Origin of the sequence: Prosthecobacter sp. (assembly GCF_044236155.1) — a bacterium.
Classification (GTDB): domain Bacteria; phylum Verrucomicrobiota; class Verrucomicrobiia; order Verrucomicrobiales; family Verrucomicrobiaceae; genus Prosthecobacter.
Genome location: NZ_JBIIHA010000002.1, coordinates 405,247 through 420,367, shown reverse-complemented (window position 1 = coordinate 420,367; position 15,121 = coordinate 405,247). Strand labels below are relative to the sequence as shown.

At 62.1% G+C, this 15,121-nt stretch carries 9 protein-coding genes; 7 read left to right on the top strand and 2 right to left on the bottom strand.

Going from position 1 to position 15,121, the window contains the following annotated elements:
* Nucleotides 1-4: 4 nt before the first annotated feature.
* Both ACILSE_RS03650 and ACILSE_RS03645 read right to left on the bottom strand, forming a co-directional pair.
* Nucleotides 5-1,408: a DUF1501 domain-containing protein gene (locus tag ACILSE_RS03650; RefSeq protein ID WP_395715992.1), complete on the bottom strand. Its 1,404-nt coding sequence runs from the start codon at nucleotides 1,406-1,408 to the stop codon at nucleotides 5-7.
* Nucleotides 1,409-1,412: 4 nt separating this feature from the next.
* Nucleotides 1,413-4,313: a PSD1 and planctomycete cytochrome C domain-containing protein gene (locus tag ACILSE_RS03645; RefSeq protein WP_395715991.1), complete on the bottom strand. Its 2,901-nt coding sequence runs from the start codon at nucleotides 4,311-4,313 to the stop codon at nucleotides 1,413-1,415.
* Between the two features lie 175 nt (nucleotides 4,314-4,488).
* Between ACILSE_RS03645 and ACILSE_RS03640 the strand changes: the two genes are divergently transcribed.
* The 7 genes from ACILSE_RS03640 to ACILSE_RS03610 are packed head-to-tail and all read left to right on the top strand — an operon-like array spanning nucleotide 4,489 to nucleotide 15,052.
* Nucleotides 4,489-5,715, top strand: coding sequence for an MFS transporter (locus ACILSE_RS03640; protein ID WP_395715990.1), 1,227 nt, complete (start codon nucleotides 4,489-4,491; stop codon nucleotides 5,713-5,715).
* Nucleotides 5,712-6,659, top strand: coding sequence for a hypothetical protein (locus ACILSE_RS03635; RefSeq protein WP_395715989.1), 948 nt, complete (start codon nucleotides 5,712-5,714; stop codon nucleotides 6,657-6,659). Before ACILSE_RS03640 ends, ACILSE_RS03635 begins: the two co-directional genes overlap by 4 nt.
* 27 nt (nucleotides 6,660-6,686) lie before the next feature.
* A complete protein-coding gene (locus ACILSE_RS03630) occupies nucleotides 6,687-7,799 on the top strand; it encodes a formylglycine-generating enzyme family protein (RefSeq protein ID WP_395715988.1) in 1,113 nt (370 codons plus the stop codon).
* 19 nt (nucleotides 7,800-7,818) lie between these two features.
* The gene (locus ACILSE_RS03625; RefSeq protein WP_395715987.1) at nucleotides 7,819-9,393 is read left to right on the top strand and encodes a LamG-like jellyroll fold domain-containing protein; all 1,575 of its coding nucleotides are present in this window, start codon (nucleotides 7,819-7,821) and stop codon (nucleotides 9,391-9,393) included.
* Nucleotides 9,394-9,409: 16 nt separating this feature from the next.
* Nucleotides 9,410-12,415 (top strand): right-handed parallel beta-helix repeat-containing protein, encoded by a 3,006-nt coding sequence (locus ACILSE_RS03620; RefSeq protein ID WP_395715986.1) that lies wholly within the window; start codon nucleotides 9,410-9,412, stop codon nucleotides 12,413-12,415.
* A 10-nt stretch (nucleotides 12,416-12,425) separates the two neighbouring features.
* The gene (locus ACILSE_RS03615) at nucleotides 12,426-13,925 is read left to right on the top strand and encodes a M81 family metallopeptidase (RefSeq protein ID WP_395715985.1); all 1,500 of its coding nucleotides are present in this window, start codon (nucleotides 12,426-12,428) and stop codon (nucleotides 13,923-13,925) included.
* Nucleotides 13,922-15,052: a mandelate racemase/muconate lactonizing enzyme family protein gene (locus tag ACILSE_RS03610; RefSeq protein WP_395715984.1), complete on the top strand. Its 1,131-nt coding sequence runs from the start codon at nucleotides 13,922-13,924 to the stop codon at nucleotides 15,050-15,052. The genes ACILSE_RS03615 and ACILSE_RS03610 overlap by 4 nt, the downstream gene beginning before the upstream one ends.
* Nucleotides 15,053-15,121 lie beyond the last annotated feature (69 nt).

The window sequence follows — 15,121 nt, the reverse complement described above, 5'->3', positions numbered from 1 at the left end:
CGTATCATGCCAGCACACCTTTCACGAGTTCTCCGTGGATGTCAGTGAGGCGGTAATCGCGGCCTTGGAAGCGATACGTGAGCCGCGTGTGCTCCAGACCGAGCAGATGCAGCGCCGTGGTGTTGAGGTCGTGGATGTGCACCGGGTCTTTGACGATGTTGTAGCTGAAGTCGTCCGTTTCGCCATGCACATGGCCTTTCTTCACGCCCGCGCCCGCCATCCAGAGGCTGTAGCAGCGCGGATGATGATCACGACCGTGATTGTCACGCGTGAGCACGCCCTGCGAGTAAACCGTGCGGCCAAACTCACCGCCCCAGATCACCAGCGTGTCGTCCAGCAGCCCTCGTTCCTTCAGCTCGCCGAGCAGCGCCGCGGTGGGCTGGTCGGTATCGTGGCACTGGCTCTTGATGCCGCTGGGCAGATTGTTGTGCTGGTCCCAGCCGCGATGATAGAGCTGGATGAAGCGTACGCCGCGCTCCGCGAGGCGTCGTGCGAGAATGCAGTTCGCGGCATACGTGGCCGGCTTTTTCGACTCGGGGCCGTAGCGCTCGTAAATGTCCGCGGGTTCCTTCGAAAGGTCGGCCAGTTCCGGCACGGCGGCCTGCATGCGAAAGGCCATCTCGTATTGATCCATGCGCGCCTGCGTCTCCGGATCGTGAAAGTCATCGAGCTTCAGCCGGTTCAGCGCCACCACGTCGTCGAGCATCGCACGACGTCGCTCGCTGGTGATGCCCGGCGGATTCGAAAGGAAGAGCACCGGATCTTTGCCCGAACTCATGCGCACACCTTGAAACTTCGATGGCAGGAAACCGCTGCCCCACATGCGCTCGTGCAGCGGTTGTGCGTTCGTGGGCCCGCTCGGTCGCGAGATAAGCGCGACAAAGGCCGGCAAATCGGCATTCTCCGACCCGAGGCCATACGACACCCACGAGCCAAACGACGGACGGCCACCGATTTGATGGCCCGTTTGCAGCAGCGTCATCGCAGGATCGTGATTGATCGCCTCCGTTTGCATCGAGCGGATGACGCACAGCTCGTCGGCGAACTTCGATGTGTGCGGCAGCAGCTCGCTCAGCCACAGGCCGCTCTGGCCATGCTGCTGAAACTTGAACACCGACGGCGCGATGGGAAACCGCTTCTGCCCCGCTGTCATGCCTGTGAGCCGCTGGCCGTTGCGCACAGAATCCGGCAGATCTTTGTCAAACTGCGGCGCGAGGCCCGGCTTGTAATCAAACAGGTCCAATTGCGACGGTGCACCCGCCTGCGTGAGATAGATGATGCGCCGCGCCTTGGGAGCAAAATGCGCCGCCGACGATGCAAACAGCCGCGGATCAGCCAGCGACGCGAAGGCGAGCGTTTTGAGCCAGTTGCGGCGGGAAAAAGGTGTGAGGGAGGGTGTAGAGCTCATGAGTTCACTCCTTCGTGATGGTTTCGTCGAGATTGAACAGCGTGCTGGCCAGCGTGGTGTAGGCAGCGAGATCCGCAGGTGAAATGGAGGCTTCGGTTTTGCTTTCGCCGACAGTGAGGAGTTGCTTGGCTGACTCGGGATCGCGTTGGAAATCGGCGATCGTGCGTTCGAGCGCGGCGGTGAGGACTTTTCGCTCTTGCGGCGAAGGATCGCGGGCGAGCAGCAGGCGGAAGCCGTGAACGAGTCGCGATTCCGCGCTAGCGCCGCCTTCTCGAATCATGCGCTGCGCGAGGAAGCGCGCGGCTTCGACATACGTCGGGTCATTCATGAGGTTCAGGGCCTGGAGCGGCGTGTTGGATCGCGTGCGGCGCATCGCGCATACTTCGCGGAAGGGCGCGTCAAAGAGCATCATCGCGGGATGCGGCACGCTGCGCTTCCAGTAGGTGTAGAGGCTGCGGCGATGCAGATCCTCGCCGCTGCCCTGCTGGTAAGTGGCCTTCGGGTTGTCGCGCTGCGCCACCACTTGCTCGTAAAGGCCGGGCGGATGATACGGCTTCACCGCCGGGCCGCCGATCTTGCCGACGAGCAAGCCGCTGGCCGCGAGCGCCTGATCACGGATGACTTCCGCAGGCAGGCGATGCCGCGGACCGCGGGACAACCACACATTCGCAGGATCGAATTCGCGCGATCTGGCATCCGCAGCGTGTCGCGAGGACTGGCGATACGTTTCGCTCATCACGATGAGCTTGATCAGCCTCTTCACATCCCATCCTGACTCTTGAAACGTCACCGCGAGCCAGTCGAGCAGCTCCGGATGGCTCGGCAGGTCGCCCTGCATGCCGAAGTCTTCGCTGCTGCGCACCAGACCTGTCCCGAAGAAATGCTGCCAGAAGCGGTTCACCGTGACGCGTGCCGTGAGCGGATTCTCGCGGCTCACAAGCCACTGCGCCAGACCGAGGCGGTTCTTCGGCAGATCGTCATCCGCTTTCGGCAGCACCGCAGGCGTGGCCGCGCTGACCTGCTCACCCGGCTTGTCATACGCGCCGCGCATGAGGATGAACGTCGCACGCGGCTCCTTCTGCTCCTCCATCACAAGCGTGGTCGGAATCTCCGCCTCGGCAGCGGCGATTTCTTTCCGCAATGCGGCCGCCTCATCATTGAGCCGGCGAAACTCCGTCATCTGCGACAGACGATAGTCCGCGAGCAGCTTGCGGTCGCGCGCGGGCCGTTTCGCATGTGGCACTTTCGCGATGGCGATGATGTTTTCCGGCGCGATGAGCTCGGTGGCAGCGGTGGTGGCAAAAAGCCGCCACTGCGTGCTGCCGCCCGCGTTTTCGACGCCGAGCGTGATCACGGCCTCGGCACCGGTGAGCGGCGTTTCGATCTCAAACAGCGTCTGCACCGGCTTCGCAGGCGTCACGGACAGCGGAGCCTTCGTGCGGCGGTCGTTGTCGAGCAACGTGACGTGCGTGGCATCAAGGGCGCGCAGCTTGGCTTTGCCCGCCTTCAACTCACTCCACTGAAAACTCGCCGAAGGGTCCGCCGTGCCACATTCGAGCTTCACGGCGGTGATTTTGCCTGCGGGCAGCTTCACGGTGATCTGGATGTTGTTCGCCCGCGTCTCCTGCGGACCGATCAAGACGGCATTTTCGGCGATCTTCGGCTCCTGATCGCCTCCCGTGGCTTTTTGCACCGCGAGCGCCTGCCACTCGATTTTCGTCTGCACGAGCTTCTGCGCCCACGCTTCGAGATCGGACGCTCCGAGTGCCTTCAATTGTTCCTCGACGGGCTTCAGCCTCGCATTCAGCGCGGCGATTTTCGCCTCGACCTGCGGCGCAGGCAGCTTGACGAACGGCGGAGCGTTGGTGCGCACCGGATTCGAGTAAATGCCGACACCGCGCTCAGGCACGTTGTGGAAGAAAGCCTTCATCGCATAAAAGTCGCGCTGCGTGAACGGATCATATTTGTGATCATGACAACGGCAGCAGTTGAAGGTCTGTCCCAGCCAGACCGTCGCCGTGGTTTCGACGCGATCTGCGGTGTATTCCGCCAGGAACTCCTCCGCGATGATGCCGCCCTCTTCATTGAGCATGTGATTGCGGTGAAAGCCGGTCGCGATGCGTTGATCAAGTGTCGCGTTCGGCAGCAGGTCGCCTGCGAGCTGCTCGATGGTGAACTGGTCAAAGGGCATGTTCGCATTGAAGGCGCGCACCACCCAGTCACGCCACGGCCATAGCTCACGATCACGGTCCACCTGGTAGCCGTTTGTGTCGGCGTAGCGGGCCGCATCGAGCCACGCCACCGCCATGTGCTCGCCAAAGGCAGGCTTCGACAAAAAGTGATCCACCATCGCCGCATACGACTCCGGCGCGGCAAAACGTCGCTGCTCCTCCACGTTCGGCGGCAGCCCTGTGAGGTCGAGCGCCACGCGCCGCACCAGCGTGGCCGCATCCGCACGCGGGGATGGCTTCAGGCCATGCTTCGGCAGTTCAGCACGGATGAATTCGTCGATGGAGTTCAAGGAGCGGCGGTTTTCAACCGCCGAGGGCGCTTGCAAAGCGCCCCTCCTTGGAGGCACAAAGGACCAATGCGCCTCGTATTTCGCGCCTTCTGCGATCCAGCGCTTCAAAACGTCCTTCTGCGCTGCCGAAAGCTTCTTGTGTGACTTCGGCGGCGGCATCACTTCGTCCGCGTCGTCGGTGAAGAGACGCTTCACGAACTCCTCGCGGTCAAACTCGCCCGGCTGGTCCAGCCGCAGGTCGGCCTTGCGGTTGTTTTTGTCCGGTCCGTGACAGGCGAAGCAGTTGTCGCTCAAAACCGGGCGGACTTCGCGATTGTAGCTGAGAGGCGCAGCGGCCAGCGGCGCGGACAGGGTCAGCAGTGTCAGAAAGCAGGGGCGGAACATGCAGTGGAGGGAAAAAGACGCCCGCTTCCTACGGTGGCAGCACGCCGTCTCATGCCTGAGGAATGAAGACAAAGTCATGGGGCGTAAAATCATGGCCTGCGATTCAGGGGAGGCGGAAAAATGATTCTACCCTTCATGATTTTGTCCTCCTCCGAGCTGCGTAATCACCCACGCCATGCCGACTACAGCCGCAGCTCCCATGACCCGTGCCGGCGCACTCGTCGCGTTCATGTGGTTCGCCTATTTCCTGAACTACTGCGACCGTCAGGCGGTCTTCTCGATGTTTCCATCGCTGAAAGCCGATCTGCACATGAGTGACGCTCAGCTCGGCTATGTCGGCGCGATGTTTTTGTGGGTGTATGCCTTCGGCTGCCCGATATCCGGTTATCTCGGCGATCGCTTCTCCAAACGGCTGCTCGTGGTGCTCAGTCTCGTCGTGTGGAGCCTCGTCACGGTCGGCACGGGCCTCGTCACGAGTGGTGTGATGCTGCTGTCGATGCGTGCGGCGATGGGCGTCTCCGAGTCGCTCTACATGTCCAGCGCCGTCGCCTTGACTGCGAATGCCTACACGGCGGAAAAACGCTCGCGTGCTGTCTCCGTGCTCATGACGGGACAAATCGCCGGAACCGTGGCTGGAAGTTGGTTTGGCGGCTGGATGGCGGATCGCGGCCAGTGGCGCGAGGCGTTCTTCATTCTCGGCGCGGTGGGCGTGCTGTATGCGCTGCCGTATTTCACCTTCCTGCGCCAAGTGCGCGAGCCAGCGCCTGAAAACGGCGCGAGGCCCTCTTTTGCCGCGCTGGGGCGCTCACGCACGTTTTTGCTGCTCTGCGTCGTGTTTCCCGTCTTCGTCTTCGGCCTGTGGCTGCTCTACGGCTGGCTGCCCGCCTTCCTGCACGACAAATTCGCGCTCAATCAGGCCGACGCTGCCTTCAACGCCACCGTCTTCCTGCAAACCGCCACTTTCGTTGGCATCCTCATCGGCGGTATCATCGCGGACAAATTGCACACGCGGGTGAAGTCCGCGCGCTTCTGCCTCATCGTCGCCGGACTCGTGCTCTCCGCGCCGTGCATCCATCTGCTCGGCAACAGCGACACGCTGCTCATCACCCGCATCGCCGCCACCGGCTTCGGGCTCTTCAGCGGCCTTTTCATCGCCAACATTTTCCCCGCCGCCTTCGATGTCGTGGCCGCCGAGGCCCGCGCCACCGCCGTCGGCCTCCTCAACTTCTGCGGAGCGATCATGTCCGGCTTCGCCACGCTCTTCGGCGGTCTGTGGAAGCAGTCGCTCGGCATCGACCGGCTGCTCACGATGACTGCGGTCGGCTATCTTGCCGCTGCGGCAGCTGTCATCATCGGCATTCGCTGCCTGCTGACCCGCGATCACCTTTCTCATCGATCATGAAAACCCGACGCCATTTTCTCCGAACCGCCAGCGCCGCCGCCCTAGCCTCAGCGGCCCGTGCCGAGTCCAAAGCGGTGTCCACCACGCTCCAGGCAGGCGATTTGACCGCCGTCATCGGCGACAACAACGCGCACGAGCAGCACCGCGCCGGTTACAACGGCCTGTGGAGCCTCCGGCACACGAACAGCACTCGCAGCCTCTTCGTGCCTGCCGTCGCGGGTCTGAATCTCGAGCACATCGTCACTGGCGAGCACTTGGAGGACGTGAAGACCTTCTTCGAGCCGCGCCATGCCCCCATGACGCTGACACGCCTCAGCGACACCGAGGCGGAACTGCATCAGCCGCCGACACCGACCTTTGGCGTGGAAAGCTGGACGCGCTTCGCCCTTAGCGAGCCGCATTACCTCGATATGACCTTCCGCTGCCGCGCGCACCGCGATGTGTTTTCACGCGGTTATCTATCGCTTTTCTGGGCCAGCTACATTAACGCGCCCGCAGACAAGAGCATGTACTTCCTCGGCGGCCTCGATTCGCAAAAGAATCTGTGGACGCAGTTCTGCACGCAGTGGCACAACGATCAGAGCAGCGTGCTGCACCGCGATGACACGTTCGAAATGACGTTTCCCGAGGACGGACGCGACGCGTTGTTCAAGAGCCGTTCGCGTTTACGTTTTGATCTGCCGTTCTTTTATGGCCACTTCGACGATCTCGTGTGGATCGTCATGTTCGACCGCACGGAAGGCATCCGCCTTACCCACTCGCCCATTGGCGGCGGCGCCAATGCAGAACTGAAGACCACGAATCCCGCGTGGGACTTTCAGTTCCTCATTCAGAAGCCGGAAGTGATGAAAGACTACGGTTTCAAAGTGCGCACCGTGCTGCGCCCGCACTGCTCGCGTGAGGAGATACTCGCGGAGTTTCAGCGATGGAAGAATGCACCCTGATGCTCACAACACCCCAAGGACATCGACATGAACACCACAATCCGCCGATCCAGGCACGAACAACTCGTCACACTGCTGCGAACATCACTCGTGGTGTTCTTTTTGGCTGGCGCAAAGGCTGCTGAGCCTGTGAAAGGCGACGTGAAGCGAATCGACCTTGGCGCTGGTGTGCCGCTGGAGGCCGTGTTCATTCCGCCCGGCGAGTTTATGATGGGAAGCACGACGGAGGAGAAGGTGTGGGCCACCGGCATCGAGGGGGGCGCGCAGCCGGGGACGACGCGCGAGTCGTTCGAGGGGGAAAAGCCGCGGCTGACGCGCGTGAGGAACGGTTTCTGGATGGGCCGCACGGAGGTGAGCGTGGGCCAGTTCCGGCGGTTCGTGGAGGAGACGGGCTTTGTCACGGATGCCGAGAAGCCCGGCGGTGAGACCCAGGTCTTCGATCCCGCCTGGGACGGCTATCACCTCACCACGAAGGTCGTGCATCCGTGGAAATCAATGCCCGGCAAAAGCTGGCGTGATCCGAACTGGGGATTCCCGAATCGTGATGACTTCCCGGTCGTGTGCGTGAGCTACAATGACATGAAGGCTTTCTGCCGATGGCTGGGGGACCGCGAGCAGAAGGCGGGGCGGATGCCCGCAGGCATGGAGTATCGGCTGCCTACGGAGGCGGAGTGGGAGCACGGCTGTCGCGGCGGCAGCAAGGAGAGCCTCTATTTCTGGTGGGGCAATGAGATCGAGCAAGGCGAGGGCCGGCTGAACATCTCCGCCATGGACCCGCTGCCAGGACGCACGAAAGCCTGGCCGCTGGCGAAGGCACCATGGAGCGACGGCTTTCCATTCGTTTCGCCTGTGGATCATTACGGCGACAAGGGCCGTAATGGCTTCGGCCTCGCCGACATGTGCGGAGGCGTGTGGGAGTTCGTGATCGACCACTTCGATCCCAAGGGCGGGCACGAGGAGGTCTTTTTTGAAGACGCGGGGAAGCGCAGCATATCGCGCCCCGTTTGCCGTGGCGGAAACTATTTCGATGTCCCGGGTAACGCGCGTTGCGCCGTCCGCCTCGGGATCAGGAGCGTGACCTACTCCGACTCGCGCGACGGCTTCCGCGTCTGTCTCGGCATAGCGGTGCCATTGAATTGATCGCAAACAATCGTCCGCTATGACACACCGCATCATTCTCGCCGCCGCTTTCATTTTGCCCGCCAGCCTCCGCGCTGCTGAACCTCCCGTCGCATCATGGCCGCGAGTGGACAGGCCAAGCGACATCCCCGCCGAGAAAACACTGCGGCTGGGCAGCAGCGATTTTTCCATCGCGGTGTGGGCGCGGGCGGATGCGGCGGATCGCGTGACGGGTGATCTGGTGAGTCAATACGATGCGCAGACGCGACGCGGCTTTCATCTCACGCTGAAGTGCAATCCTGGAGTCACCTCGAACCAGGCGAACTGGCGGCACCTGCAATTCGGAATCGATGATGACAAGCCGGGCGCGTGGCGTGACTGCGGGCGGCCGGGGAAGGCGTTGTTCGCCTTTGCCATGGCCGCGCACGAGGGCGCGCTCTACGCGGGCACCTGCGAGCCGGGCGCGGGCGACACGGGGCATGTGTATCGCTACGATGGCGGCACGCGATGGACGGACTGCGGCAGTCTCGACGACAGCAATTCCGTCACCGCGCTCGCCGCGCATGAGGGCTCGCTGTATGCGGGCACGGGCAAGTATCGTGTCGCTGGCTCGCATTTGCCGGAATCGCCCAACACCACGCTGGGCGGCCGCGTGTTTCGTCATGACGGCGGCGCGAAGTGGACGGATTGCGGCCAGTTGCCGGACACGGAGGCGGTCGGTGGGCTGGTGGTGTTTCAGGGGCGGCTGTTCGCCTCATCCTTGTATAAACCGGTGGGCTTTTTCCGCTATGAGGGCGGCACGCAATGGACGCGCCTGCCGGATGCCATCGGCCCGGACTACCAGACGAGCGAGATGGCGTCTCGTCGTGTCGTGTCGCTGACCGTGCATGATGGTTTCCTCTACGCGAGCAGCTACGATGGCGGTCGTGTGTATCGTTTTGATGGCAAGGTGTGGACGGACTGCGGACAGGTCGGCACCACCGACAACACGCAAACCTATGCCTTCACCCGCTACGAGGGCCATCTGCATGTGGCGACGTGGCGCAGCGGTCGCGTGTTCCGCTTTGAAGACGTCGGCCGCTGGACGGACATCGGCCGTCTCGGCGACGAGCTGGAGGTCATGGGCATGCTGATTCACAACGGGCGCTTCATCGCCGGCACGCTGCCGCTCGCGCAGGTGCATGCGTATGATGGAGCGGGCAAATGGTTGCTCTGGCAGCGGCTCGATCTCACGCCGGATGTCGAATACCGCCGCGCCTGGACGATGGCCGAGTTTGGCGGCGAGGTGTATTGCGCCACGCTCCCTTCGGGCAAGGTCTGGGCCGCGCGTCATGGCCGTCAAGTATCGTGGGATCACTCGCTGCCCGCTGACTGGCATCACATCGCCGCCGTGAAGACAAAAGACCGCCTCACGCTCCATGTGGATGGCAAACAAGTCGCCGAGAGCACCGGCTTTGATGCCAGCGCCTGGAATCTCAGCAGCGAAGCCCCGCTGCGCCTCGGCACCGGCATGAACGGCCCCTTCAACGGCCAGCTCGCCGATCTGCAAATCCACCCGCGGGCGATCTCGGCGGAAGAGATCGCAAAACTGGCCGCGCGGCGTCCTGGAAAATGACCAGCCCATGAAATTCATGTCTCGACCATGCCTCTTCGTGCTGCTGATGCTCAGCGCCGTGTGCTGTGAAGTTTTCGCAGCCACGATTCACGTGCCGCAAGATCATGCCAGCGTGCAGATGGCCATTGATGCCGCCAAACCGGGCGACATCGTGCTCGTGGCCGCGGGAACGTATCGCGAGCCTTTGAAGCTCAAACCTGGCGTGATCGTGAAAAGCGCCGGAAACGACGAAAAAGGCAAAGTGGGCCTCAAACGGGCCGAGGCGACGATTCTCGAAGGCGGTGTCGAAATGGCGGCAAAGGCCGTTTTGGACGGATTCACGGTCACCGGCGTCGGAAACTACGATGAGAAGCTCTGGCAGCATCATTTTGACACGCAGGGCAACGAGCAACCGCACGAGCACATCGGCGCGGACGGAACGCCGGGCATCGCGGTGGCTGTGGAGTGCTCAGTGTTGAACAACATCGTGCATCACATCGGCTACACCGGCATCGCCATTACCGGAGGCTCGCCACGCCTCGCGGGGAACATCTGCTATCGCAACATGGGCGGCGGCATCGGCTCGATGAAGGGCAGCACGGCGATCATCGAGAAGAATGAGTGCTTTGAAAACTTCTACGCCGGCATCGGCTGCGATGCGTCGAGTCCGGCCATCCGCGACAACTTCTGCCACGACAACATCCGCGCCGGCATTGGCATCAGTGAAGGTTCGTCGCCGCTCGTCAGCGGCAATCGCTGCCACCACAATCGCCGTGCCGGCATTGGCATCCGCACGGGGGGCGCTACGCGTCCCATCGTCGAGCACAATCTATGTCGGGACAACGCCATGGCAGGCATTGGAATCGAGGATGGCGCCCGTCCGTTGCTGCTCGAAAACAGGCTGATCGACAACAAGCTCGTCGCCATCGGCGTCACCGGAGGATCCTCGGCGATGATCCGCGATAATGAACTGGTGCGGGAAGGTGGCGCGCCGCCGATGATCGCCGTGTTGGATCAGTCCAAAGCATCCATTTTGGGAAACACCATTCGTGGCGGAGGCGTGGCAGCCATATTGGTCAAAGGCACAGCTGAGATCCGCGACAATCGGTTCATCGGCGGCAGTCCAAGGGCGACGAATGCCATCTGGGCGCCATCTGGTGCCGTTGTGCGGCTCGCCAACAACCACGTCGAACTTTGGAAGCACGAGCTCAATGCCGCGAAGGACGCCCAAGTCACCTCTGATCCGCCAACAACCGAATCAGAACGCGGCAGAGACCTGCGGGCTGACATGGAGATCTTTGCCAAGGGCATCATCTGGGCGCTTCGATATGATCTCGCTCTTTTGCCCGCAGACCAGGCTCTGATCGAGAAGGCGCGTGGACGGTTTTCCGAACGAGGGGCCGCATCCGCGGCCTCATGGACCTCGAAGAAAGGCAAAGTCGCGCGCGGATTCATCTCCTCCGTCGATGGCTCGGTGCAGCCTTACGGCGTCATCATTCCGAAAAGCTACGATGGCACGAAGCCGATGCGGCTCGATGTGGTGTTGCATGGCAGCTCAAAGCCGGTTGGCATGAGTGAGTTGAAGTTTATCAATCGATTCGACGAGGGCGATGAGGACAAAGGCAATGCGCCGGATGTGGACTACATCGAACTGCATCCGCTCGGTCGAGTCGAGAACTGTTACCGTTGGGCGGGTGAGACGGATGTGTTTGAGGCGATTGAGGCCGTGTGCCGGAACTATAAGATCGACCGTGACCGCATTGTGCTGCGTGGGATGAGCATGGGCGCTTCGGGCACATGGCATCTCGGTTTGAAGCATCCGGACCGCTTCGTCGCGATCGGGCCGTATTGCGGTTACGTCGATACGCATCGTTTCTCCGAGACGCCTATTCCCGGCTTCATCAAGGTCGGTCCGCTGCCGCCGCATCAGGAACTTGGGTTGCACCTGCTCGACTCCATCGACTACGCCGCGAACGCCAGCATGGTGCCGGAGATCGCGGCCATTGGCGATCAGGACACGTTCTTCGGATCGCACGTCCACATGAGCGAGGTTTTCTTGAAGGAAGGCATTCCCTTCGTGAATCTCATCGCTCCTGGCACCAAGCACGTGATTGACCCGAAGACACACGCTGAGCAAATGCGGCGCATCGGCGACTACGCGGCCAAGGGGATCGATCACGATCCGAAGCAGATGCGCTTCGTCACCTGGACGCTCAAATACAACCGCTGCCACTGGCTGGAGCTGCTGGCGCTGGGCAAGCACTACGAACGAGCGGAGTTTCGCGCAACGGTGGGAGATGGAGATGTCTTGGAGGTCAGCGAGGCGCGAAACGTCACTCGATTTGCCATCCATCGGCCCGTTTCAAAGGTGCGCATCGCGGGCCAAGACATCGTCCTGCCCGCCCATCCGCATGAAAAGGCGCTCGTCTTCTCCCAAACAGGCGGCGCATGGAAATGCGATGGCCTGCGTGATGAAATCACGCTCACTGGCAAGCAACCCGGCCTGCAAGGCCCCATCGATGATGCCTTCGCCACGCCGTTCCTGTGCGTGCGGGGCACCGGGAAGCCGTGGAATGCCAAAGTCGATGCCTGGGCGCAGGAAAACCTGGAGCGCTTCGAATACGAATGGGCGCGCTACATGCGCGGCGATCTGCCCGTGAAGAACGACACCGACGTCACCGAGGCCGATATGCGGGACAAACACCTCATTCTTTTCGGCGATCCCGGCAGCAACACATGGATCGCCAAGGCGCTGCCGAAGCTGCCAGTGGCGTGGACACGTGAAGAAGTTCGCCTCGGCGAACAAACGCAGTCGGCTGCCAATCACGCGCCAGCCTTCATCTGCGCCAGCCCGCTCGCGCCGAGCCGCTACATCGTCATCAACAGCGGCCATACCTTTCACGAGAAGGAGTTCGCGGCCTTCAACTACCTGCTTTTTCCGCGTCTCGGCGATTGGGCCGTGATGAAGCTCGAGGACGATCAACCGGTGGCGGCGGGATACTTTGATGAAGAGTGGCGGAAGGCGGAGCCGGTTCGTCCGTAGAAGTGAATTCATGCGCCGCATCCTCATCCTCGAATGCAAACAGGAGGTTTCGACCTTCAACCCGCACCTCAGCGGGTATGATGACTTTGGCATCCGACGCGGGCAGGCGATCCTCGATTACCACCGCACGGTGCGGAACGAGGTCGGCGGAGCTTTGAGCGTATTCGATGCAGAGACCGAGATCGAACTCGTGCCGGCCTACAGCGCGTTTTTCATCACTTCCGGCGGCACGCTCGCCCAAGCCGCGTGGGAGCAGATTTCCTCCGAACTGCTCGAAGCCGTCAAAACGGCTGGAGTGGTCGATGGTGTGTATTTCTGCCTCCACGGCGCGATGGCGAGCGAGACGGAGCTTGACCCCGAAGGCTGGCTGCTGGCCGAAACGCGGAAGATTGTCGGAGAAGACGTGCCTATCGTCGTGTCGCTCGATCTGCACGGCATTTTGACCGATCGCATGATCGAGCAGAGCGATGCGGTCGTGGCCTATCACACCTATCCGCACGTCGATTTCTTCGAAACTGGCCAGCGCGCGGCGAAGCTGCTGCTGCGCATCATGAGCGGTGCAGTGAAGCCGGTGACAGCCAAAGTCACCGTGCCAGCGCTGGTGCGCGGCGATGAGCTCATCACGGCCAGCGGCTCCATCCGGCACGCGGTGAACGCAGCGAAGGAAATCGAGCAAAGCGCACGAGGCCTCTCTGCGGCGATGATGTGGGGAAATCCCTTCACCGATGTGCCCGAGCTCGCTTCGTGGGCCTTTGTGGTGACTGACAACGATCATGCGATGGCGGAGCGCGAAGCCTTGCGCATCGCGAAACTGTTTTGCGAGCACCATGAGAAGATGCGCGTGCCTTTGAAGAGCCTCAACGAGATGGCTGCCATCGTGAAGGCGCACACCAGCGGCACGCTCGGCCTCGTCGATGCCGCAGACGCCACCAGCTCCGGCGCGTCTGGCGACAGCAACGCGATCCTGCGCCAGCTCATCGCATCTGGCTGCACTGCCCGCGTTTTACTGCCCATCGTCGATGAACCGGCAGTGAAGATGGCATTCGCAGCCGGCATCGGCACCACCATCACCACCATGATCGGCGGCACGCTTGATCCGCGACGCTTCACGCCGCTCGAAATCACTGCGAAGGTGCGCCTGCTCGCCGATGGACGTTTCCGCAGCGAATCGTTTGGTGAGGAATGGCTCGCCGGACCCACTGCCGTGCTGGAAGCCGGGAATTTCACGCTCGTCGTCAGCAGCCGCGCCGTGAATCTCTACGACCGCTCGTTCTTTTATGCACACGGCAAGAATCCGGCACGATTTGATGCCGTGGTGATCAAATCGCCCCATTGCCAGCCGCACATGTATGCCGACTGGTGCGCACAGATGGTGCATGTGGATGCGCCGGGCTCCTCCAGCGCCAATCTGCCCTACCTCGGCCACACCCGTTGTGTGCGGCCGATGTTTCCGCTCGATGCGGACGTATCCTTTCAACCTCAAGCAAAGCTTTTCCAACGACACTCATGAAGATCACCGAAATCCGCTGCGCAGGCCTGCGCGGTGCCACTCCCGAAGGCGGTTGGAGCAACGAGCTCCGGCCCGAAGATTGCGTCCACACGCTTGTCACCGTGCATACCGATGAGGGACTCGTCGGTCTTGGCAGTGTGTTCACAAACGATGCGCTGGTGAAGGCCGCACTGGCGGTGCTGGAGCCGCTCTATCGCGGTGAGAATGCGCTGGAGCCGGAGCGGGTGAGCGAGAAGCTGCACCAGCACATGTTCTGGCTCGGTCGCGGCGGCGCGATCACGCATGCGATCAGCGGCATCGACATCGCGCTGTGGGATCTGCTCGGGAAGGCGACGGGACAGCCAGTGGGCCGACTTTTGGGCGGACGGTATCGTGAGCGCGTGCAGCCATATGCCTCGCTGTTGATGGATGAGCCGGAGAAGATGAGAGATCATCTCGCTCAGGTGAGGTCACAGGGCTTCCGCGCCTTCAAAATCGGCTGGGGTCCGTTTGGGCGACGCAATGCGAAGACCGATGAGGCCATCGTGAAGGCGGCGCGCGAGGCAGTGGGCACGGACAACAAGCTGATGGTGGATGCGGGCGGCAGCGACGCGCATTGGACCAACGGCTACAAGTGGGCCCTGAACACAGCCAAGATGCTCGCCGATTACGACGTGCATTGGTTTGAAGAGGCGCTGGTGCCCGATGCGCTCGAAGACTTCGCGAAACTGCGTGAGCACTCGCCCGTGCCGATCAGCGGCGGCGAGGTGCTGACGCGGCGTCAAGCCTTCCAGCCGTTTCTCGAAGCGCGTGCCTTTGACATCATCCAGCCCGACGTGACCAAGGTCGGCGGCATCAGCGAGGAGCGCCGCATCGGGTGGATGGCGCAGGAGCATGGCGTGCAGTTTATCCCGCATGGCTGGAACACTGCGGTGGGGCTTGCGGCGGATTTGCATCTCGCGTCGGCGTTTCCGGGCACGGATCTGGTCGAGTATCTCACGGGCTCGCCCTTCATCGACGAGATCACGCTCGGCGGCTGGAAGCTGGATGCGGACGGCATGCTGGAAATCCCGACGAAGCCCGGTCTGGGCCTCGAACTCGATCCCGACGCGGTGGCGAAATACACGCGCGGCGAGAAGCTGCTCTGACTGGGGACGACGCATCTTCCCCCTTGCGCCTTGGCCGTGAGAGGCTAACAATCCGCCCCGCTCGCGGCG

Coding starts and splice junctions, on each gene's coding strand:
- ACILSE_RS03650 (WP_395715992.1), bottom strand. CDS start 1,408: ATGAGCTCTACACCCTCCCTCACACCTTTTTCCCGCCGCAACTGGCTC.
- ACILSE_RS03640 (WP_395715990.1), top strand. CDS start 4,489: ATGCCGACTACAGCCGCAGCTCCCATGACCCGTGCCGGCGCACTCGTC.
- ACILSE_RS03645 (WP_395715991.1), bottom strand. CDS start 4,313: ATGTTCCGCCCCTGCTTTCTGACACTGCTGACCCTGTCCGCGCCGCTG.
- ACILSE_RS03615 (WP_395715985.1), top strand. CDS start 12,426: ATGCGCCGCATCCTCATCCTCGAATGCAAACAGGAGGTTTCGACCTTC.
- ACILSE_RS03620 (WP_395715986.1), top strand. CDS start 9,410: ATGTCTCGACCATGCCTCTTCGTGCTGCTGATGCTCAGCGCCGTGTGC.
- ACILSE_RS03630 (WP_395715988.1), top strand. CDS start 6,687: ATGAACACCACAATCCGCCGATCCAGGCACGAACAACTCGTCACACTG.
- ACILSE_RS03635 (WP_395715989.1), top strand. CDS start 5,712: ATGAAAACCCGACGCCATTTTCTCCGAACCGCCAGCGCCGCCGCCCTA.
- ACILSE_RS03610 (WP_395715984.1), top strand. CDS start 13,922: ATGAAGATCACCGAAATCCGCTGCGCAGGCCTGCGCGGTGCCACTCCC.
- ACILSE_RS03625 (WP_395715987.1), top strand. CDS start 7,819: ATGACACACCGCATCATTCTCGCCGCCGCTTTCATTTTGCCCGCCAGC.